Origin of the sequence: Sphingopyxis granuli NBRC 100800 (genome assembly GCF_001591045.1) — a bacterium.
Taxonomy (GTDB): Bacteria; Pseudomonadota; Alphaproteobacteria; order Sphingomonadales; family Sphingomonadaceae; genus Sphingopyxis; species Sphingopyxis granuli.
This window is the reverse complement of sequence record NZ_BCUA01000042.1, coordinates 1-20,646: the sequence shown is the minus strand read 5'-3', so window position 1 is coordinate 20,646 and position 20,646 is coordinate 1. Positions and strand designations below refer to the sequence as shown.

General features: G+C 67.4%; 21 protein-coding genes. 13 read left to right on the top strand and 8 right to left on the bottom strand.

Annotation, left to right across the window (positions count from 1 at the left end; genetic code table 11):
* The first annotated feature begins 115 nt into the window (after nt 1–115).
* The 3 genes from murI (at nt 116) to SGR02S_RS11300 (ending at nt 2,936) form a co-directional block, all read left to right on the top strand.
* The gene (gene murI, locus SGR02S_RS11310) at nt 116–922 is read left to right on the top strand and encodes a glutamate racemase (protein WP_067109504.1); all 807 of its coding nucleotides are present in this window, start codon (nt 116–118) and stop codon (nt 920–922) included.
* 101 nt (nt 923–1,023) lie between these two features.
* A complete protein-coding gene (hemA, locus tag SGR02S_RS11305; protein WP_404950414.1) occupies nt 1,024–2,250 on the top strand; it encodes a 5-aminolevulinate synthase in 1,227 nt (408 codons plus the stop codon).
* Nucleotides 2,247–2,936: a nitroreductase gene (locus tag SGR02S_RS11300; RefSeq protein ID WP_067109501.1), complete on the top strand. Its 690-nt coding sequence runs from the start codon at nt 2,247–2,249 to the stop codon at nt 2,934–2,936. Before hemA ends, SGR02S_RS11300 begins: the two co-directional genes overlap by 4 nt.
* Before the next feature lie 137 nt (nt 2,937–3,073).
* Here SGR02S_RS11300 and SGR02S_RS11295 read toward each other — a convergent pair whose 3' ends face one another.
* From SGR02S_RS11295 to SGR02S_RS11285, 3 genes are all read right to left on the bottom strand, one after another.
* Nucleotides 3,074–3,685 (bottom strand): GNAT family N-acetyltransferase, encoded by a 612-nt coding sequence (locus SGR02S_RS11295; protein ID WP_067109498.1) that lies wholly within the window; start codon nt 3,683–3,685, stop codon nt 3,074–3,076.
* 59 nt (nt 3,686–3,744) lie between these two features.
* On the bottom strand, nt 3,745–4,206 hold the full coding sequence (locus SGR02S_RS11290; RefSeq protein ID WP_255211453.1) for a hypothetical protein: 462 nt from the start codon (nt 4,204–4,206) through the stop codon (nt 3,745–3,747).
* Nucleotides 4,207–4,285: 79 nt separating this feature from the next.
* Nucleotides 4,286–5,275 (bottom strand): threonine ammonia-lyase, encoded by a 990-nt coding sequence (locus SGR02S_RS11285; protein ID WP_067109495.1) that lies wholly within the window; start codon nt 5,273–5,275, stop codon nt 4,286–4,288.
* Between the two features lie 64 nt (nt 5,276–5,339).
* Between SGR02S_RS11285 and SGR02S_RS11280 the strand changes: the two genes are divergently transcribed.
* From SGR02S_RS11280 to SGR02S_RS11265, 4 genes are read left to right on the top strand one after another with little or no spacing between them, the layout of a single operon-like run.
* Entirely contained in the window at nt 5,340–6,548 is a 1,209-nt protein-coding gene (locus SGR02S_RS11280; protein WP_067109492.1) for a saccharopine dehydrogenase family protein, read from the top strand.
* 4 nt (nt 6,549–6,552) lie between these two features.
* A complete protein-coding gene (locus SGR02S_RS11275) occupies nt 6,553–7,659 on the top strand; it encodes an alpha/beta fold hydrolase (RefSeq protein WP_067109489.1) in 1,107 nt (368 codons plus the stop codon).
* Entirely contained in the window at nt 7,656–8,006 is a 351-nt protein-coding gene (locus SGR02S_RS11270) for a DMT family protein (RefSeq protein WP_067109486.1), read from the top strand. The genes SGR02S_RS11275 and SGR02S_RS11270 overlap by 4 nt, the downstream gene beginning before the upstream one ends.
* A 16-nt stretch (nt 8,007–8,022) precedes the next feature.
* On the top strand, nt 8,023–9,210 hold the full coding sequence (locus SGR02S_RS11265; protein WP_067109484.1) for a carboxynorspermidine decarboxylase: 1,188 nt from the start codon (nt 8,023–8,025) through the stop codon (nt 9,208–9,210).
* Here the strand turns inward: SGR02S_RS11265 and SGR02S_RS11260 are convergent.
* Nucleotides 9,203–9,496 carry a hypothetical protein gene (locus SGR02S_RS11260; RefSeq protein ID WP_156483058.1) on the bottom strand — a complete coding sequence of 98 codons (294 nt, stop codon included), beginning with the start codon at nt 9,494–9,496 and terminating at the stop codon, nt 9,203–9,205. The genes SGR02S_RS11265 and SGR02S_RS11260 overlap by 8 nt on opposite strands.
* A gap of 105 nt (nt 9,497–9,601) precedes the next feature.
* Between SGR02S_RS11260 and SGR02S_RS11255 the strand changes: the two genes are divergently transcribed.
* The gene (locus tag SGR02S_RS11255; protein WP_067109478.1) at nt 9,602–9,820 is read left to right on the top strand and encodes a helix-turn-helix domain-containing protein; all 219 of its coding nucleotides are present in this window, start codon (nt 9,602–9,604) and stop codon (nt 9,818–9,820) included.
* A gap of 38 nt (nt 9,821–9,858) precedes the next feature.
* Here the strand turns inward: SGR02S_RS11255 and SGR02S_RS11250 are convergent, their stop codons facing one another.
* Together SGR02S_RS11250 and SGR02S_RS11245 are read right to left on the bottom strand one after the other, a co-directional pair.
* On the bottom strand, nt 9,859–11,616 hold the full coding sequence (locus tag SGR02S_RS11250) for a hypothetical protein (RefSeq protein WP_156483057.1): 1,758 nt from the start codon (nt 11,614–11,616) through the stop codon (nt 9,859–9,861).
* Entirely contained in the window at nt 11,613–12,377 is a 765-nt protein-coding gene (locus SGR02S_RS11245; protein WP_067109472.1) for a GNAT family N-acetyltransferase, read from the bottom strand. Before SGR02S_RS11245 ends, SGR02S_RS11250 begins: the two co-directional genes overlap by 4 nt.
* Before the next feature lie 190 nt (nt 12,378–12,567).
* Between SGR02S_RS11245 and SGR02S_RS11240 the strand changes: the two genes are divergently transcribed.
* From SGR02S_RS11240 to SGR02S_RS11220, 5 genes are all read left to right on the top strand, one after another.
* Nucleotides 12,568–13,758: a type III PLP-dependent enzyme gene (locus SGR02S_RS11240; protein WP_067109469.1), complete on the top strand. Its 1,191-nt coding sequence runs from the start codon at nt 12,568–12,570 to the stop codon at nt 13,756–13,758.
* Between the two features lie 510 nt (nt 13,759–14,268).
* On the top strand, nt 14,269–15,618 hold the full coding sequence (gene gdhA / locus SGR02S_RS11235) for an NADP-specific glutamate dehydrogenase (protein WP_067109466.1): 1,350 nt from the start codon (nt 14,269–14,271) through the stop codon (nt 15,616–15,618).
* A gap of 26 nt (nt 15,619–15,644) precedes the next feature.
* The gene (locus SGR02S_RS11230; protein WP_255211452.1) at nt 15,645–16,799 is read left to right on the top strand and encodes a CaiB/BaiF CoA transferase family protein; all 1,155 of its coding nucleotides are present in this window, start codon (nt 15,645–15,647) and stop codon (nt 16,797–16,799) included.
* Nucleotides 16,800–16,891: 92 nt separating this feature from the next.
* Complete coding sequence (locus SGR02S_RS11225) at nt 16,892–17,323, top strand: MAPEG family protein (protein ID WP_067109459.1); 432 nt, start codon at nt 16,892–16,894, stop codon at nt 17,321–17,323.
* 12 nt (nt 17,324–17,335) lie between these two features.
* Nucleotides 17,336–17,770 (top strand): MAPEG family protein, encoded by a 435-nt coding sequence (locus SGR02S_RS11220; RefSeq protein ID WP_067109456.1) that lies wholly within the window; start codon nt 17,336–17,338, stop codon nt 17,768–17,770.
* A gap of 123 nt (nt 17,771–17,893) precedes the next feature.
* On the opposite strand, the gene SGR02S_RS11215 is transcribed toward SGR02S_RS11220, so the two are convergent.
* Both SGR02S_RS11215 and SGR02S_RS11210 read right to left on the bottom strand, forming a co-directional pair.
* Nucleotides 17,894–19,093: a class I SAM-dependent RNA methyltransferase gene (locus SGR02S_RS11215; protein WP_067109453.1), complete on the bottom strand. Its 1,200-nt coding sequence runs from the start codon at nt 19,091–19,093 to the stop codon at nt 17,894–17,896.
* The gene (locus tag SGR02S_RS11210) at nt 19,090–20,448 is read right to left on the bottom strand and encodes an NAD(P)H-hydrate epimerase (protein WP_067109449.1); all 1,359 of its coding nucleotides are present in this window, start codon (nt 20,446–20,448) and stop codon (nt 19,090–19,092) included. The genes SGR02S_RS11215 and SGR02S_RS11210 overlap by 4 nt, the downstream gene beginning before the upstream one ends.
* Nucleotides 20,449–20,646 lie beyond the last annotated feature (198 nt).

The following is a 20,646-nucleotide window of genomic DNA, read 5'->3' as shown; positions in this document are numbered from 1 at the left end:
CGGCGATCAACGGATTCGGACCGGATGACTGCCAGAATGGATCAACGTCGCCCTTGCAAATTCCGTTCGACGCGAAGCGATTGAGCGCGGCGCGCGTGCCTGCTAGGCGCCGGTCATGCCCCCCCCTGCCCTCGACGCCCCGATCCTCTTCTTCGACAGCGGTCTCGGCGGATTGACCGTGCTCGCCGCGACACGCGCCCTGCTGCCGAACGCGCCCTTCGTCTATGCCGCCGACTATGCCGGCCTGCCCTATGGCCGGAAAAGCGACGAGGAGCTTGCGGCGCGCGTTCCCGCGCTGCTCGGCCGGCTCGTCGAGCGCTTTCAGCCGCGGCTGGCCGTGATCGCCTGCAACACGGCCTCCACGATCGCGCTGTCGCATGTCCGTGCCGCGCTCGACCTGCCGATCGTCGGCACCGTCCCCGCGATCAAGCCCGCCGCCGCGCTGACCCATAGCGGCGTTATCGGCGTGCTCGGTACCGAGGCGACGGTGCGCCAGCCCTATGTCGACGACCTCAGCGCGCGCTTCGCCGCAGGCAAGACGGTGCTGCGCCACGGCAGCCCCGAACTGGTGACGGCGGCGGAAGCGCGGCTGCGCGGCGAGACGGTCGACCCGGCGGTGGTGGCGCGCGCGATCGCGGGCCTGACCGATCAACCCGGCGGCGATGCGATGGACGTCATCGTGCTCGCCTGCACCCATTTCCCGCTGCTGCTCGATGAGCTGCAAACCGCGGCGGGCCCCGGCGTGCAGTTGATCGACGGCGCGGCGGGCATCGCGCGGCGCGTCGCCCAGCTGACCGCGGGGCAGGACTGGCCCATCACCGCATCTCCGGGCCTTGCCGCCTTCACCCGCAGCGACGCGATTCCGCCGCCGCCGCTCGCCGCGCTGCGCCCCTATGGCATTGGGCGGACTGAGACAATTTGACCCATGCTTGCGAATCGTTCGCACTGGCCTTCGCGGAAAATCGACGCTATTGCCCCGTCCGTTCGTCGCCGGAGGGGGCGGCGCACCCGAAGCTGCGGGGCATGCAAGTGAACTACGACGATATTTTCGCCCGAGCCATCGACCGGCTGCACGAGGAAGGCCGCTACCGCGTCTTCATCGACATCCTGCGCAACAAGGGCGCCTTTCCCAACGCGCGCTGCTTTGCCGGGCACAACGGACCGAAGCCGATCACCGTCTGGTGCTCGAACGACTATCTGTCGATGGGCCAGCACCCGAAGGTCGTCGCCGCGATGGAGGAAGCGCTGCACGACGTCGGCGCGGGCGCCGGCGGTACGCGCAACATCGCGGGCAACACCCATTATCATATCGATCTGGAGGCCGAGCTCGCCGACCTGCACGGCAAGGAAGGCGCGCTGCTCTTCACCTCGGGCTATATCTCGAACGAGGCGACGCTCGGCACGCTGGGCAAGCTGCTGCCGGGCTGCATCATCTATTCGGACGAGCTCAACCACGCCTCGATGATCGCGGGCATCCGCAATTCGGGCTGCGAAAAGCGCGTGTGGCGCCACAACGACCTCGATCATCTCGAGGAACTGCTCGCAGCCGACGATCCGCAGGCGGCCAAGGTCATCGCGTTCGAAAGCGTCTATTCGATGGACGGCGACATCGCGCCGATCCACGCGATCTGCGACCTCGCAGAGAAATATAACGCGCTCACCTATTGCGACGAGGTCCACGCGGTCGGCATGTACGGCCCGCGCGGCGGCGGCATCACCGACCGCGACGAGTGCGCTTCCCGCGTCGACATCATCGAAGGCACGCTCGGCAAGGCGTTCGGCGTGATGGGCGGCTATATCGCCGCCGACCGGAACATCATCGACGTCATCCGCAGCTATGCGCCCGGCTTCATCTTCACCACCAGCCTGTCGCCGGTGCTGGTCGCCGGAGTGCTCGCGGCGGTCCGCCACCTCAAGCAGTCGAGCGTCGAGCGCGACGCGCAGCAGGCGGCGGCGGCCTATCTCAAGCAGAGCTTCCGCGACGCGGGCCTGCCGGTGATGGATTCGACGACGCACATCGTGCCGCTGATGGTCGGCGACCCGGTGCGCGCCAAGAAGATCAGCGACATATTGCTCGCCGAATATGGCGTCTACGTCCAGCCGATCAATTTCCCGACCGTGCCGCGCGGCACCGAACGGCTGCGCTTCACGCCCGGCCCGACGCACGACGAGGCGATGATGCGCGACCTGACCACGGCGCTGGTCGAAATCTGGGATCGGCTCGAACTGGAATTCCAGAAGGCGGCGTGACGGGCGCACTGCCCTATGACGAGGTGGTCCGCGGTCGCCGGTCGATCCGCGGCTTCCTCGACAAGCCAGTTCCACGCGCGCTGATCGCCGAGATCATCGAGGTCGCGATGCGCGCGCCCTCTTCCTTCAACAACCAGTGCTGGAATTTCTCGGTCGTAACCGGCGCGCCGCTCGACGCGATCCGCCGCGGCAATAGCGAGGGCATCTTGGCCGGCAAGCCCGACAGCCGCGAATTCCGCCGCTTCGACCGGGTCGTCGACGCGCACCGAACGCGCCAGATCGAAATCGCCAAGCAATTGTTCGGCGCGATGGGAATCGCGCGCGACGATCGGGACGCGCGACAGGATTGGGTGCTGCGCGGTTTCCGCCAGTTCGACGCGCCGGTGAGCATCGTCGTCACCTATGATCGCGCGCTGCTCGGCAGCGACATCGCCCCCTTCGACTGCGGGGCGGTGACCAACGCGCTGGTCAACGCGGCATGGTCGCGCGGGCTGGGCTGCGTCATCAACAGCCAGGGGATCATGCAAAGCCCGGTGGTGCGCGAACATGCGCATATCCCCGACGATCAGGTCATCATGATCTGCGTCGCCATGGGCTGGCCCGACGAGACGTTCCCCGCCAACGCCGTCGTGTCGAACCGCAAGAGCGTCGACGAGGCCGTCCGCTTCGTCGGCTTCGACGACTAGGGCGTTCATGTTTGGATGAACCATGCCGAGTCCCCGCGCAGGCGGGGACCCCGGAGCGATGGAGCGCCGACCTTGGCTTTTCCACTCCGGGCTCCCGCCTGCGCGGGAGCACTCGGCTTCTCAAGCTGAGACGACGCTTACGCGGCCGGGCGCATCATTCCCCAGAAATGCGGTCCGCCGCCGGGCACGTCCCATTCGACCTGCGCGACGAACCCCAGCCGTTCGTAAAGCGGCACGTTGTGCGGCGTCGCGGTTTCCAGCCAGCAGGGCAGCCCTTCGGCATCGGCCCTTGCGGTCTGTGCGCGGATGAGCCGCCCGCCGTGCCCCTTCCCCTGATGCGCGGGACGCACGCCGACATAATGGAGATACCAGAAGCGCCCCGGCGGCCGGTGCGCGTCGATGCTTCCCTGCACTTTCAGACCGCGCGGCAGCGCGGTGCCGAAGGCCGCGACGAGCGGAAGCACGGTGCGCAGAAATTCGAGGCTGCCGCTGTGAGCACGACCCGGCGCCCGCCACAACGAAGCCGATTCGTCATCCGCCCCGCGCAACGCGACACCCGCACGCATGTCGGCGGGAACGAGGGCGCGGAACAGGCCGCGCAACGCGCGGGCGCGGAGGTCGGGTTCGGGCAATATCCACGACAAGGCGGGATCGGTCTGAAACGCCTGCGCCAACGTTTCGACCAAGGCAGGCCGATCGTCGTCGCATGCCTCGAGGATTTGGTCCGCCTGGTTCGCATGATTCGTCATTGCGAGCGAAGCGAAGCAATCCGGAGCGGTTTACGCAAGCTCTGGATTGCCGCGGCGCCTCAGTCGCGGCAATAGCCCTCGCCCTGCTTGACGATCAGGCACTGCTGCTTGCCGGCCAGATATTTGAGCCCGGTTTCGTCGCCGTTGCCGCGATGGAGCGACAGTTGCTCGCCGCCGCGCCGGAACTGGATGCCATGCTCGCTGTCCTGCCCGTCATAGGTCCCCCTGGTGTCGAGGTCGGACTGCATCTCCAGCTTGTATTTGCCGAGCTCGGCAGCCGGGGCGATCGTCACATACATGCCCTCGACCCCGGTCCATTTGCCCGCCCAGCTTGCGAAGCGGTGCGACGCGGTCGCCGGATCGGTCCCTGCATCGGGGGCCGCGGTATCGACGGGCGGCACGGTTTCGACCGGGACCTCGGTGGTGTCGGTAGGCGCCGGGGCCGGCGCCTCCGCCTTTTCGCAGCCGGCGAGCAGCGCCAGCGCCACCGGGGCCGCGAGGATCAGGCTCATCTTCATCATGCGTCTCCTTCCACCGGCGCAACGCATCGCGCGGCATAAGTTTCCGCCCGGGATGCTCTGTCGGCCTTTGGAGGGCCCGTCACCCCGCCAATATCTCCGCATATTTCTGCGGATCGACATTACCGCCCGACAGCGTGATCAGCGTTGCCGCGCCCGGCGTCACCTTGCCCGCGAGCACCGCCGCCAGCGCCGCCGCACCGCCGGGTTCGACGACAAGGTGCAGCTTTTCGAAGGCGACGCGCATCGCGTGGCGCACCTCTTCGCGCGTGACCACAACCCCACGCACGCCGCGCGCCTGCAACACCGCGAAATTGATCGGCCATGTCTCGGGCGTCTGGAGCGCATCGCATTCGGTCGGATAGCTCATGTCCGCGACCGACAGGATTTCGCCGGCGGCCAGGCTGCGCGTCACATCGTCCCACCCTTCGGGCTCCACGGCGAAAATATCCGCGTCGCCGCAGGCAAGCGCGAGCCCGGCCGACAATCCGCCCCCGCCGCAGCAGGCGACGACCGTGTCGGGCCCGGCGATGCCGCGCGCCCGCATCTGCGCGGTCGCCTCGATCCCGGCGCTCCCCTGCCCCTCGATGATCCACGGGTCGCCATAGGCGTGCACCAGCGTTCCCCCGCGCTCAGCGATCAGCGCGGCCGCCACCGCGTCGCGCGATTCGGTGACGCGATCATAGAGCACGACCTCCGCCCCCAGCGCGCGCGTCGCAGCCAGCTTCATTTGCGGCGCATTGCCGGGCATGACGATCGTCGCCCTGATCCCCAGCCGTTTCGCCGCCCAGGCAACGCCCTGCGCATGGTTGCCGCTCGACACGCCGACGACGCCGGCCGCCGCCTCTTCCGGAGTCAGGTCGCTCAGCCGGTGCCACGCGCCGCGAATCTTGAAGGCGCCCACCGGCTGGAGGCATTCGGCCTTGCACCAGAGCGTCGCGCCGTCGACCTCCAGCGGCAACAGCGGGGTCGGCGGCAGGATGGCGGCGACCTTCGCCGCGGCGCGCTCGACGCCGGCGAGCGTCGGGGCGCGCGCGGGGTCGCGCAGGGGATCGGGGCTTTGCTGTGTCATGGCTTCGTCCTATAGGGCGCGGCATGGATGACAAGCGGCGACAGGCCGCGCAGGAGATTTTTCGATGAGCAAGGTTCTGGTGATCGGCTCCGGCGGCGTCGGTTCGGTCGCGGTGCACAAGATGGCGATGAACGCCGACATCTTCCCGTCCATCACGCTGGCGAGCCGCCGCAGGTTCAAGTGCGACGCGATCGCCGAGTCGGTTAAGGCGCGCACCGGAGTGACCATCGCGACGGCAGAGGTCGACGCCGACGACATCGACGCGACCGCGGCGCTGATCCGTCAGGTCGGTGCGACGCATGTCGTCAACCTCGCGCTTCCCTATCAGGATCTCACGATCATGGAGGCGTGTCTGAAGACCGGCGCGCATTATCTCGATACCGCCAATTACGAACCGCGCGACGAAGCGAAGTTCGAATATCACTGGCAATGGGCCTATCAGGACCGCTTCAAGGATGCCGGGCTGATGGCGCTGCTCGGTTCGGGTTTCGATCCCGGCGTGACGAGCGTCTTCACCACCTGGCTGAAGAAGCATCATTTCGAGCGCATCGACACGCTCGATATCCTCGACTGCAACGGCGGCGATCACGGCCAGCATTTCGCGACCAATTTCAACCCGGAGATCAATATCCGCGAGGTGACCGCGGTCGCGCGCCACTGGGAAAACGGCGGCTGGGTCGAAACGCCGCCGATGTCGGTCAAGCAGAGCTTCGACTTCGAAGGCGTCGGGCCGAAGACCATGTACCTGATGTATCATGAGGAAATCGAAAGCCTGAAGACGCACCTCCCGGAAATCGGCCGCATCCGTTTCTGGATGACTTTCGGTGACGCCTATATCCAGCATCTGACCGTGCTCCAGAACGTCGGCATGACGCGCATCGACCCGGTGATCTACGAAGGGCGCGAGATCGTCCCGCTGCAATTCCTGAAGGCGGTGCTCCCCGAACCGTCGAGCCTGGGCGAGACGACCAAGGGCAAGACCAACATCGGCGTCATCGCGACCGGCCTCGGCCGCGACGGCAGGGAAAAGACTCTCTATCTCTACAATATCTGCGACCATGAGGACGCCTATGCCGAGACGGGCAACCAGGCGGTCAGTTACACGACCGGCGTCCCGGCGATGATCGGCACCGCGATGATGGTGACGGGCACCTGGTCCGGAAAGGGCGTGTTCAACATGGAGCAGATGGATCCCGATCCCTTCATGGACATGCTGAACAGGCATGGCCTGCCGTGGCAGGTGAAGGAACTGGATGCACCGCTGGAGTTCTGAGGCCATGATGAAGTCGCTGCTGGGATTCGTCGCGGCAGCCTTTGCCGCCATCCTCGTCACCGCACCGGCGCAGGCGCAGGGCGACGACGCCTATGCGCCCGCGCGCGCGATCGTCGCCGACCTCAACCGGATCGTGACGCCGAACGGCGTGCAGGAGACCTTCGTCGCGACGCTCGGCGGCGCGAAGCAGGTGGTGAACGTGCGCGGTGCGGACCGCGACAATCCGATCCTGCTTTTCGTCCACGGCGGTCCGGGCGCGGTCGAGATGCCCTTCGCCTGGGCCTTCCAGCGGCCGTGGGAGGACGTCTTCACGGTCGTCCAGTACGATCAGCGCGGCGCCGGGCGTTCCTATCCGCTGAACGACCCCGCGACGCTGGCGCCGACGATGACGCTCGACCGCTATCGCGACGATGCGATCGAACTGATCGAATTGCTGCAAAAGCGCTACGGCCAGCGCAAGGTCGTGCTGATGGGGCATAGCTGGGGCTCGTTCGTCGGGCTCGCGGTCGCGCTCGAACGTCCCGACCTGCTCCACGCCTATGTCGGCGTCGGCCAGGGCATCGACTTTCGCGAGGGCGAAAAGGTGGGCATGGCGTGGACGCGCGCCAAAGCGCTCGCCGCGAGCGATCGCGCGGCGGTCGCGGCCATCGATGCGCTCGCCCCCTATCCTTCGTCGGGGCCGTTCACGATCGAACAGGCGGACGGCTGGCGCAAATATGCGATGCCCTATGGCTCGCTGCTCTACAATCGCCCACCCGCGACGACGCTCTATTTCGAGCAGCCGCGGCTGTCGCCCGAATATACGGAGGCCGACCGGCAGGCGTGGGGCAAGGGCAGCGCGTTCACGGTCACGACCTTGTGGCCACGGCTCGCCGATGTCAGCTTCGCGCAGGCGCAGGCGCTCGACATTCCGGTCGTCTTCCTTCTCGGGCGCCACGACTATACCGTCCCGTCGCCCGTCGCGGCTGCCTGGTTCGCAAAGGCCCGGGCGCCGTCGAAGACACTCGTCTGGTTCGAGCATTCGGCGCATATGCCGATGGTCGAGGAGCCGGGGCTCTTTTTTGCCGCGCTGCTTCGCGACGTGCTGCCGCTGACCAAGGACCATCCATGACCGCCTATCTGCTGCCGATCGGCCTGCTGTTCGCCTCGAACATTTTCATGACCTTTGCCTGGTACGGCCACCTCGGCGACCTGTCGCGTCCGGTGTGGCTCGCGGTGCTGCTGGCGTGGGGCATCGCCTTCTTCGAATATTGCCTGGCGGTGCCGGCGAACCGCATCGGCCATTCGGTCTATTCGACCGCCGAGCTGAAGACGATGCAGGAGGTCATCACGCTGATCGTCTTCGCCGGATTCGCGACCTTCTGGCTTGGCGAAAAGCTCAGCTACAACCATCTGGTCGGCTTCGCATTTATCGCGGCCGGCGCCTTCTTCATCTTCAGGGGGCCGATCGCGGCCTGACAGGATCGATTGCATCATGGAAACCAGAGCCGGCGACCCCGGAGCCTTTGCCCGCTTCGACCTCAGCCGCGTCCCGACGCCCGCCTTCGTCGTCGACGCGGCGAAGGTCCGTGCCAACCTGGCGGTGCTGCGCCATATCGGCGACGCGTCGGGCGCGCGCGTGCTCGCTGCGCTCAAGGCCTTTTCGATGTGGTCGCTCGGGCCGCTCGTCGCCGAATATCTCGACGGCGTCTGCGCCTCCGGCCTCTACGAGGCGAAGCTGGGGCGCGAGGAATATGCCGCCCCCGGCAAGCACAGCGAGGTCGCGACCTATTGCGCCGGCTACAAGGAGAGCGAACTGCCCGAGATCGCGCGGCTCTCCGACCATCTGATCTTCAATTCGCCGGGACAGATCGCGCGCTTCCGCCCGCTGCTCGACCGCCTGCGCGCGGAGGGCGAGCAGTTCGACATCGGCCTGCGCATCAACCCGATGCACAGCGAGGGCGAGGTGGCGAAATATGATCCGGCGGCGCCGTGCAGCCGGCTCGGCTTCCCGGTCAGCCAGCTTTTGCCCGAGCATATGCAGGGGGTCGACGGAATCCACATGCACACGCTGTGCGAGCAGGATTTTCCGCCGCTCGAACGGACATGGGCGGCGGTGCAGCCGATGCTGCATCCCTTCGTCCGCCAGCTCCGCTGGATCAATTTCGGCGGCGGACACCACGTCACGCGCGCCGACTATCAGATCGACGACCTGATCGCCTTCCTGAAACGGGTGCGCGCGGCGACCGACTGCGACGTGATGATCGAGCCCGGCGAAGCGGTCGCGCTCGATGCCGGAATCCTCGTCGGCGAGATCCTCGACCTGTTCGACAACGGCATGCCGATCGGCATCACCGACGTCAGCGCCACCTGTCACATGCCCGACGTGATCGAGGCGCCCTATCGCCCGGCGATGCTGGGCGAGGACACCACCGGCGCCGTGGTGCGGCTCGGCGGTCCCTCGTGCCTCGCCGGCGACGTGATCGGCGACTATCGCCTGCCCGGCGGCGCGCGCATCGGCGGGCGTTTCGCCTTCCTCGACCAGGCGCATTATTCGATGGTCAAGACCAACAGCTTCAACGGCGTCCCCCTGCCCTCGATCTGGCTATGGGACAGCGAGACCGACGAACTGAAGGAAATCCGCTGCTTCGGCTATGAGGATTTCAGGACGCGCCTCAGCTGACGTCATCGGCAGAACGGGACGATCCGCGACGCCGGTCGCGGACATGGCCGTAATAGCTGCCGTAGCGACGATAGCGGCGCTGCGGACCGTTCCAATATTTGCCCATCAGTCTGCCGAGAGCCCGCAGAAAGGCACCGGACACGCTCGCGAGGTTCAGCAGCGCCCAGATCGGCAGCGCCAGCGGCAGCAGGAGAAGGAAAGCCCGCCGGATCCGGCGCGGCCACGACATGGGGCGCCACAGCCGGAACAGGAAAGTCGGCGCATGGCGCCCATAACCGTCACTCACCGCCATCCCTTCCCCACCCGATCGCCGTCCATCGTCCCTTATCTGGTCCTCTATACATAATATAGTTGATAAACCCGTCGGCGATTGAAGGTCAACAGGGACCGCATGGATATGCGGCGCGTCGTTGGAGAGAATGTGCGGCGAGCGAGGCTGGCCGCCGGACTCACGCAGGAGCAACTTGCGGAGCGGAGCGGTTTCAGCCAGCAATATCTGAGCGGGCTCGAGCAGGGAAAGCGAAACCCGACCATCGTCAGCCTCTATGAACTGGCGATGGCGCTCGGCGTGTCCCATGTGGATCTGGTGAGCGCCGGACCGGACGCATGACCGGCGATCCCGTCAGGACGCGCCTCAGCTGAACGCGCCTACCCCATCCGGTCGCGCGGACGCAGCAGCCGCGTCGCGCCTTGCCAGACGCGGCGCGGAAACGCCGTAACTTCGGAGGGGAAGGACAGCAGCAGCAGCACGAGCAGCAGCAGGACGAACGCCGCCTGCCCCAGCAATTCCATCCGGAAGATGCTGACGAGCCCGCTGGTCAGCTGGTCGTAGAAATTGATGAGCCCGAGCAGGGTGATGAACATCACCATGCGCCCGGTCCGCGCGCTGTTGTAGGCGCCGTTGACCGCGTGCATGTCCTCGACCAGCCCCTCGATGCGGTCGATCATCCGGTGCGCCCGCTCGTAACGGTCGCGATTGCCCATCCCCGCCTCGACCGCCGCCAGCGCCTCGCGTTCCTTTTCATAGCGGAACAAATGGCTCGACTGGTTGATCGAATAGCGCCGGAACAGATCGAAGCGCGCCTCCAGATTGCGGCGCAGTTCGCGGATCGGCGAGCGCCAGGGCAAGGTGATGGCACGGACGGCCTGCGCTAGCGGGCGCAGCGGCTCTGCGATCAGTTCGGCTTCGTCATTGCCATAGATGAGGACGTCGATCGCCTCCTCGATCTCGGTCACCATCAGCTCGTCGTGCACGGCGACGAGCCACATCAGCGTCAGATAGGGGCAGTTGCCGAGCGCGAGCCGCGCGTCGTGCATCGAGCGCGAATCCTCGCTGATCTCGATATGATAGCGCGGGTGCGCATAGTTGAAGAAGCTTTCGCCGCGGATCGCCGGACGCGTCGAATCATACAGTTCGGCCGGGTCCTGAAAGGGGAAATCGACCACCGATTGCAGCACGCCCGACAGCGCCAGAAAGGGCAAGAGTTCGTCCGGATTTTCCGCCGGATAATGCGGCTGCGCACCCGCCAGGCACGCCGCGCGCCGCGCCGCTAGCTCCGCCGCCGCCTCGCGCGCCTCGTCGGTCAGCGCAAAATCCTCCTGCAACGCGTCCGAAAAGGAGGCGATGCCGAGCAGCCGTTCGTCCTCGATCGAAATCAGCAGGTTGCGCACCGCGCGCGGACCGACCTCGAAGGGCGGCTTCAGCCCCAGCGTGCGTTGCAGATAGCGGCGCAGCCCATTGTGCGTCGCGCTGTCGTCCGCGGCGAGCATCGCGAGGCGCGCCGTCGCCATATCGGTCAACGAAACAGGCGATTCGCCGTCGAGAGCGAAACGCCATCCCTTGACCACCTGTTGATCCGGTTTCGCCGCCGCAAGCCGCTGCATCGCGATCAGCGTATATTCGTCGACCCCCTTGCCGCTGCCGTCGGCCTCGGGAAACATGCTGAAGCAATAGAAAAGCCGCCCGCTTTCGAACAGACAGAAGGCGTCGCGATAGCGCAGCGCGATCGTCTTCGCGCCGCCGCAGGCGCTCGTCATCTCCATCGTGCGCCCCTCGGAACGGTATCGCCACTGGGCGGGGCAATGAAGCGTCAGGCGGCGGCGGTCGTCTTCGATCTTTTCGGGCTGGGCCAGGAAGATCAGAGGCCGGCCGCCGCGGCCCGGCCCGCCGTTGGTCACATCGTCCAGATAGGAACGGACAGGCTCGACCAGCGCATCATAGGCCGGGAAGCGCGAATCGGATTCGTCGTCCGGTTCGATCGCGCGGTGGATCGATTCGAGGCGGAAAGCCGCCGGATGGCCGCTTTCGCCGATCCGCACCGGCAGTTCGAACAGAAAGGTCAGCGCGAAATCAGCGATGTCGGGAAACACCGGGCATTCGGCGTAGCGCGGCATTGCCACCGTCATCCCTTCGCCCTCGGAAGCGGCAGCAGGTGCAGGGTGTCGCGCGTCTCCAGCGCCGCCATCATGTCCGCCGTGTCGGCATGCGCCGCCAGGTCGGCGCCGAGCGCTGCCGCCAGTTCGCGCAGGAAGGCCGCGACCTGCGGCGCGCGCAGGCTGTCCCGCCCCTCGCCGTCGCGCAGGAAACACATCAGGTGCAGTCGATAAGGCGGCAGTTCGGGCCGCAGCGGCGGCATAACATAATCGAAATCGAGCATCCGCGCGCCGAGCCCCGCGAGCCTTTTCTGCCGAAGGTCGGTCTCGCCCCGCTCGGCATCGTCATGCGCGTCCTGATAGCGTTCGGTCTCCGCCAGCATCGGCGTCGCGGCGTCGGCGGTCCGGTCGAGCCAGGCGCGCGCCGCGGCGATCAGGCGGCGCCCGATTCCCTTGCCGCGCGCGCCCTCCGCGACCGCGATATAGGTGAGCAGACCGATCCGGGCGGCGCGATAATATTCGATCGTCACGCCCGCCACCGGATGGTCCTCCGCGTCGAGCAACAGCACGACCTCGATTCGCGGCTGCGGCGGAGGCGGCGGCTCGGCGGCGTCGAGCAGATCGACCCAATAGCGCGGATCCTCGCGGATCACCGCATCGGGGAAAGCGGGAATATAAACGTCGTGGGCATAGGCCTCCATCAGCGCGTGGCGGCGCGCCGCCGTTTCGCGCGACAGCTCGACCGCCCGCAATTCCGGCGGCGCTCCCTTCGCCTGCGTCGAACCTTCCGTCACGGCGTCTACCCCGCTTCCTTCGCTAAACCGCATAGCGTTACTGCGGGCCGCCCCGTCGCATGGCAAGCCGGATTCGCTCTTTACATGGGGGTCCCCCGACCATATATGCGCCCTCCGCTGCCCCATGGGGACTTCCAATAACCGCAAGGCAGCTCTTGTCGTTTAACTTATTTTTTGGGGGTCCCTTGAGTTGCACCAGCATCATAGCGCCCACGGGCTGATTCAGGCACTTTCGCCGATCGAACCGGTCACGCTTGTCCGCCCGCACGCCGCGCGGCGTGCGGCACGGTTTTTCATCGAGCGATTTCCCGGCACGACCATGTATGCGGTCAAGGCGAATCCGTCGCCCGACCTGCTGCGCCTGCTGTGGGATTCGGGTGTCACCCACTATGACGTCGCCTCGATCGCCGAGGTGCGGCTGGTGGCTCGCACCCTGCCGCGGGCGACGCTCTGTTTCATGCATCCGGTGAAGGCCGAGGAAGCAATCGCCGAAGCCTATTGGCAGCACGGCGTCCGCACCTTCTCGCTCGACACGATGGAAGAGCTTGAGAAAATCGTCCGCGCGACCCGGAACGCGGCCGACCTCAACCTGCTCGTGCGCCTGCGCGTGTCGTCCGACCATTCGAAGCTGAGCCTCGCCGCCAAGTTCGGCGCCGAGCCCGACGAGGTCGCCGAACTGCTGATGGCGACCCGTCAGGCCGCCGACGCGCTCGGCATCTGCTTCCATGTCGGCAGCCAGGCGATGACCCCGCACGCCTATGCGCAGGCGATGGAGCGCGTCCGCGCCGCGATCGTCGCGGCGTCGGTCACCGTCGACATCGTCGATGTCGGCGGCGGCTTCCCGTCGAGCTATCCCGGCATGGAGCCGCCCCCGCTCGATGCCTATTTCGACACGATCCACCGCAGCTTCGAAAGCCTGCCGATCAGCTATTCGGCCGAACTGTGGTGCGAGCCCGGTCGCGCGCTGTCCGCCGAATACAGCTCGCTGATCGTGCGGGTCGAAAAGCGCCGCGGCGACGAGCTCTACATCAACGACGGCGCCTATGGCGCGCTGTTCGACGCCGCGCATGTCGGCTGGCGCTTTCCGGTCACGCTGCTGCGCGATACGGCGAGCGAGGAACTGGCGGCATTCAGCTTCTATGGGCCGACCTGCGACGACCTCGACCATATGGCGGGACCCTTCTACCTGCCCGCCGACGTCAAGCCGGGCGATTTCATCGAGATCGGCATGCTCGGCGCCTATGGCTGCGCGATGCGGACGAAGTTCAACGGTTTCGGAGCCGAGGAAATCCACGTCGTCAGCGACGAGCCGATGACCAGCCTCTACACCGGCGAGGTCGAACCCGAACGCCGCACGGCGACAGTGACGAAGCTGTTCTGATCGCTTTGCCGCGCCGATAGTTGCAGGGCCGGTTCGCCAATGTGCGAGCCGGCCCTTTTCTTTTGGCGGTGCCGGAGTTCGATGGAATGGCGGACCCGCTTCGTCATGCGGGCGCAGCGAAGCAATCCAGAGTGATTGGAGCATCGAGCATTAAATCTGAACCGTTTGCCCCCCGCTTTCGCGGGGGCAGGCGCTGAGCTTGTCGAAGCCTGTCCTGAGCGCCTGCAAGGCAGTCGAAGGGGGCCGTTCTTTCTTTTTGGCGCCGCAAGAAGAAGAGCGGTGCTTCGACAAGCTCAGCACGAACGGCAGAACAGGGTGATGCGGATTTACGGCACGCCGCTCTACGCCCCATCCGGATTGCCGCACGGTTTCGCGGTTCGCGGGTAACGCGCCCTCATCGATGGCTCGCCCGACCTCCGCCCTTTCGTCCCTTCGCGGCACAAGCGAAGCTTGCGACATCGGCTCGCATGGTCCACAGGCACGTTCGATTCATGCTGTCGGGAGGTTCTTTTGAGCAAGATTGATGAAAAGTTGCAGCCGGTTCTTGATGAAGTATTACGCCGCAACGCGGGCGAAGCCGAGTTTCACCAAGCGGTTAAAGAGGTATTGGAAAGCTTGGGCCGCGTCGTCGCGAAACATCCCGACTATGCCGACCACGCGCTGATCGAACGCATCTGCGAACCCGAACGGCAGATCATCTTTCGCGTTCCGTGGATCGACGATGACGGCCAGGTCCAGATCAACCGCGGCTTTCGCGTCCAGTTCAATTCGGCGCTCGGTCCCTACAAGGGCGGCATCCGCTTTCACCCGTCGGTCAATCTCGGCATCATCAAGTTCCTGGGCTTCGAACAGATTTTCAAGAACGCGCTGACCGGCATGCCGATCGGCGGCGGCAAGGGCGGGTCGGACTTCAACCCGCGCGGCCGCTCGGATCGGGAGATCATGCGCTTCTGCCAGGCCTTCATGCTCGAACTGCACCGCCACCTCGGCGAATATACCGACGTTCCCGCGGGCGACATCGGCGTCGGCGGGCGCGAGATCGGCTATATGTTCGGCCAGTACAAGCGGCTGACCAACCGCTACGAGGCCGGCGTCCTGACCGGCAAGGGGCTCGCCTATGGCGGGTCGCGCGCGCGGACCGAGGCGACGGGCTTCGGCCTCGTCTATTTCGTCCAGCAGATGCTCGCGACCAAGGGCCAGTCGCTCGACGGCAAGCGCGTCGTCGTGTCGGGGTCGGGCAATGTCGCCATCTATGCGATCGACAAGGTCCGCCAGTTCGGCGGGACCGTCGTCGCCTGCTCCGATTCGAACGGCTATATCGTCGACGAAGAGGGGATCGACCTCGCCCTGTTGCGCGAGATCAAGGAAGTCCGCCGCGCGCGCCTGTCGACCTATGTCGAGCTCAAGGGGCCGGGCGCCCGCTATATCGAGGGCGGATCGATCTGGGACGTCCCGTGCCAGATCGCCCTGCCCTGCGCGACGCAGAACGAACTGACCGGCAAGGACGCGACGACGCTGATCAAGAACGGCGTCGAGGTGGTCGGCGAAGGCGCCAACATGCCCTCCACCCCCGATGCGGTAGACCTGTTCCACGGCCAGGGCGTGATGTTCGCGCCGGGCAAGGCGGCCAACGCCGGCGGCGTCGCGACCTCCGCGCTCGAAATGCAGCAGAACGCCTCGCGCGACAGCTGGAGCTTCGAGCAGACCGAGGCGCGCCTCGCGCAGATCATGCGCGGCATCCACGACGATTGCGCCGCGACCGCCGACGAATATAGCGCCCCCGGCAATTATGTGCTGGGCGCGAATATCGCCGGCTTCGTGCGCGTCGCGGAGGCGATGAGCGCGCTGGGCGTCGTCTGATCGGCGAAAAGGGGGCGAAGTTGGCCATGCTCGAGGGAATCCGGATCGTCGATCTGACCACCGTCATCTTCGGCCCCTATGCGACGCAGATGCTCGCCGACCTCGGCGCCGAGGTGATCAAGGTCGAAACGCCGGGGCTCGGCGACGTGTCGCGCTATCTGGGCACCGGTAAGCCCGATCCGACGATGGGGTCGATCCATCTTACGGTGAACCGCGGCAAGCGCTCGATCGCGCTCGATCTCAAGCAGGCGGAGGACGCCGCGGTGCTGACCGACATCATCGCGACCGCCGACGTCTTCTTCCACAATATCCGCGGCAAGGCGATCGCGCGGCTCGGGTTCGATTACGAAAGCTGCAGGGCGATCAAGCCCGACATCATCTATGTCCACGGCACCGGGTTCGGGCAGGACGGCCCCTATGCCGACCTTCAGGCCTATGACGACGTCATCCAGGCCGCGAGCGGGACCACCAGCCTGCTGCCGCGCGTCGACGGCAATCCGCGCCCGCGCTATATCCCGTCGCTGATCGCCGACAAGGTCGCGGGGCAGTTCGGCGCGCAGGCCATCCTCGCCGCGCTGGTCCACAAGCTGCGGACCGGCGAGGGCCAGCATGTCGAAGTGCCGATGTTCGAATGCTTCACCGCCTTCATGCTGACCGAGCATCTGCGCGACGCGACGCTCGACCCGCCGATCGGCCCGGCGGGCTATCCTCGCCAGCTCGATCCTGCGCGCCAGCCCTTCCCGACCGCCGACGGCCATCTCGCCATCGTCCCCTATACGCCCGCATCGACCGCGCGGCTGATGGAACTGCTCGGCAGCGAGGATCTGCTCACCAGCCCCGAATATGCGGCCGCGAAGGCCGCGGGCACGCAGATGACGCTGATCTACGAAGAGATCGCGCGGCGGACGCCGGCAAAGACCACCGCCGAATGGCTCGCCATCTTTGCCGAGAACGCGATCCCCGCGATGGCCGCGCACGACCTGGAAGAGGTTCGCGACGATCCGCATCTGACCGCGACCGGCTTTTTCCGCCGCCGCGAGCATCCCGAGGCGGGCGGCTTCGTCGAGATGCGACCGCCGGTGAAATATGGCGCTGCGCGGGCCGGCGAACTGGGGTTCGCGCCGCGGATCGACCAGGATGGAGAGGCGATCCGCGCCGAGGCCGCGGCGCACAGGGGCTGATGCGCGCTTCCCATTGCATCTCGCGCCGCATGCCCTAGCATCGCGCCCCGGACGGCCGGGCCGTGACCCGCCGCCGGGGAAGGGGAAATGCGATGCCAGGAAATCTGTTGGCGGCCGGCGCGGTGCTCGCGCTGTGGACGCTCGTCATGCTGCTGTGGACCGCGACGACGCGCTTTTCGGCGCTGGCCAAGGCCGGCGTCGACCTCAAGACCGCGCCGCCGGGCGGGCGCGGGGTCGATCTGGAGGGCGTGCTGCCGCCCGTAACCAACTGGAAATCCCACAATTACACGCATCTGCTCGAACAGCCGACGCTTTTCTATGCGGTGATCGTCTTCCTGCACCTGTCGGGCGGCGACACCGCGCTGACGCAGGGTTTCGCCTGGGCCTATGTCGTGCTGCGCATCGTCCACAGCCTGTGGCAGGCGACGGTGAACCGCGTCCCGGTGCGCTTCACCATCTTCGCGCTGTCGACGCTGTGCCTGCTGGCGCTGTCGGTGCTCGCCGTCATCGCGACGCTGGGTTGAGGGGGGAAAGACATGGATACGAACGCGATACTGGGACCGGTCGCGACGCTCGCGCTGTGGTCGATGGTCATGTGGGTGTGGATGTACGCGACGCGCATCCCCGCGATGAGCCGCGCGAAGATCGACGCCGCGAAGATGGTCGGCGGAACCGGCAAGAATCTCGACGAGGTGCTGCCCGCCGAGGTGCAGTGGAAGGCGCACAACTACAACCACCTGATGGAGCAGCCGACGGTCTTCTATGCCGTCGCGCTGGCGCTCGCAGTCGGTGGCCTGGGCGGCGGGCTCAACGCGCAGCTCGCCTGGGCCTATGTCGGATTGCGCATCCTCCACAGCCTGATCCAGGCGACGGTGAACCGGGTGATGTGGCGCTTCGCCGTCTTTTCGCTCGCCAGCCTCGTGCTGATCGCGCTGTGCGTGCATGCGTTTATGGGGTTCGTGCTGCATTGACGATTCCCCTCCCGCTTGCGGGAGGGGTTAGGGGTGGGCAGCGACGGGGCAGAAGTCCACCCCGCTGCGACTAACGAGCAAGCTCGTAAGTCTCGCTGCCCCTCCCGCTTGCGGGAGGGGAGATTATTTCATGAAGCGCGCCGCCAGTTCGACGTGGGTGGACCAGCGGAACTGGCCGACCGGCTGCACCCAGTCGAGGCGATAGCCGCCCGCGACGAGCCGCTTCGCGTCGCGCGCGAAGCTGGCGGGATTGCAGCTGACATAGGCGATCGCGGGCACGGTGGACGCCGCGAGTTGCTGCACCTGCTCTTCCGCCCCGGCGCGCGGCGGGTCGAGGATCACCGCGCCGAAGCGGTTCAGCTCCGCCGGGATCAGCGGACGGCGGAACAGGTCGCGGTGCTCGGTCGCGACCAGCGCCCGCGCGCGGTTCGCCGCGCCGGTCAGCGCGAGCAGCGCGTCGCGCGCGCCCTCCGCGGCATAGAGCTTGCGCCCCGCCTGCACCGACAGCGCAAAGGTGCCGATGCCCGCGAACAGGTCGGCCACCGCGCCCGCCTCGCCGATCGCTTCGCGCACCGCCGCGACCAGCGCCGCCTCGCCCGCCGCCGTCGCCTGCAGGAAGGCGAAGGGCGGCACCTCGACCGCGATCGCACCGAAGCGCATCGTCGGAGGCTCGGGCTGCCAGACCGTCTCGACCCCGTCGCCCTGGTCGATCGCGAGCCGCGCCAGCCGATGCGCCGCGGCGAAATCCTGCAACGCCATCGCCGCATCGAGCCCCTCGGCGCGCACGCCCTCCAGCAGCACCTCGGCGCCCTGATCGAGCCTTTGCAGCTTGACCTTCACCGGCCGGCGCTGCGGCGCGATCGTTTCGAGCAGCCGGCGCAGCGGCTGGACGAGCGCGAACAGCTCGGGCAACAGCAGCGGGCATTCGCGCATGTCGACGATCTGGCTGCTCTGCGCGGCGTTAAAGCCGATGGCGACCCGCCTGCCCGCCCGCAGCGCGGTCAGCGCCGCGCGGCGGCGGCCGTGCGGCGGCGACAGAAGCGCGGGACGGATGGCATCCGCCGCCACCTGCTGCGCCGCGAGCGCCCCCGCCACCCGGTCGCCGACATAGGCGAAGAGCGCGTCCTCGGCGACATGCTGGAGCTGGCAGCCGCCGCATTGGCCGAAATGGCGGCAGACCGGATCGGCGCGGTGCGGGCCGGGCACCAACGCGCCGTCGGCCGCGACGCGGTCGCCCGGCACGCCGCCGGCGACGTGGCGGCCGTCCCCCGTCACGCCGTCGCCGCGCGCGGCGATGCGCACGATCAGATTGTCATCACTCATTTCGCAGTCTTCACCAGGTCATCCGCAACAAGGCCGCGGCCTATAGAGCGCGCCCGCGCGATATGCCAGCCGACCGCCGCGACCGCCGCGTCGAACGCATCGCCGCCGCGCGCCAGCATCGCGCCGCACACCCCCGCGAGCACATCGCCCGTCCCCGCCGTCGCGAGCCACGAGCTGCCCGGCCACGCCGCCACGACGCGCCCGTCGGGGGCGGCGATGACGGTGTCGGCGCCCTTGTAGATCACCACCGCTTGCGCCCGCCGCGCCGCCGCCAGCGCGCGTTCGATCTTGCTGCCCCGCGGATCCGGAAAGGCGCGCGCGAACTCGCCCTCGTGCGGCGTCAGGATCGCCGCCGGCGCGTCCTTGCCAAGGCGGGGCAGCGCAGCGCCGATCGCCGCGGCATCGAGCACCAGCGGCTTGCCGGTGTCCAGCACCTCCCCGACCGCCGCCGCGAGGGCATCGCTCTCCGGAAAGCCGGGACCGACGACGATGGCGCCGACGCGCGGATCGTCCAGCCGCGCGCGGAACGCCGCGGGCGCTTCGGCGATGATCGCCGACAGCGGCGCAGGCCCGCCATCTTCGAGCACCACATACCCCGCCCCCGCGCGCAGCGCCGCCGCGGCCGAAAGCCCGGCGGCGCCCTTCATCGGCCCGGCGCGGACCAGCACCATGCCGCGGCTGAACTTGTGCGCGTCGGCGGTCGGCGTCTCCGGCCGCAGGGGCGGCAGCGTCCGCATCCGCCGCTCCGCATCGATCCCGATCGGCGCCAGCAGCACGCGTCCGCAGGCCGGTGCGGCCGGCAACAGCAGGTGCGCGGGCTTGAGCGCGCCCAGCGCCAGCGTCACGGCGGCGGGAAGCGGCGGCAGCCAGTCCTGCAAGCCGTCGCTCTCGACCCCGCTCGGCACATCCACCGCCAGCACGCGCCTGCCGTCGAAACGGCGCAGCATCGTGGCCCATTCGTCCGACAGCGGCCGCGTCAGCCCAACGCCGAACAGCGCATCGACGATCAGCGGTGCGGGCGCGGTATCGAGCGCGAACGCCTCGACCGGTCCATCCCACGCAGCGCGCGCCGCCTTGGCCAGATCGGTGGCCGGCGGCGCCAGCGCGGCGACCCGTATCGTCGCGCCGCGCGCCTTCAACAGGCGCGCCGCGACATAGCCGTCGCCGCCATTGTTGCCGGGGCCGCACAGGATCAGGACCGGCGCGCCCGCCGCCATCCGCCACGCGACATCGGCCACCGCCGCCCCCGCGCGCTCCATCAGTTCGGACAGGGACACGCCCGCCGCCGCGCACGCGGCCTCGGCGGCGCGCATCGCGTCGGCGGTCAGGATCGGGGCATCGGCTGGCACGGTCATCCGCCGGTCCTAGACCATGATGCCGTCGGAAGGAATCGACTCAATTTCGTTCGTGTCGGGCAAGGTGGACAGGTGCCGCGATGCCACCGCAGTCACGCCGTTTCCATTTCGTCACCCCGGATCAAGTCGGCATATATGTCCTTCAGGCAAGTCAGGAGCCGTTCCCCGGCGAAAGCCGGGGTCCAGATGGTACAGCGC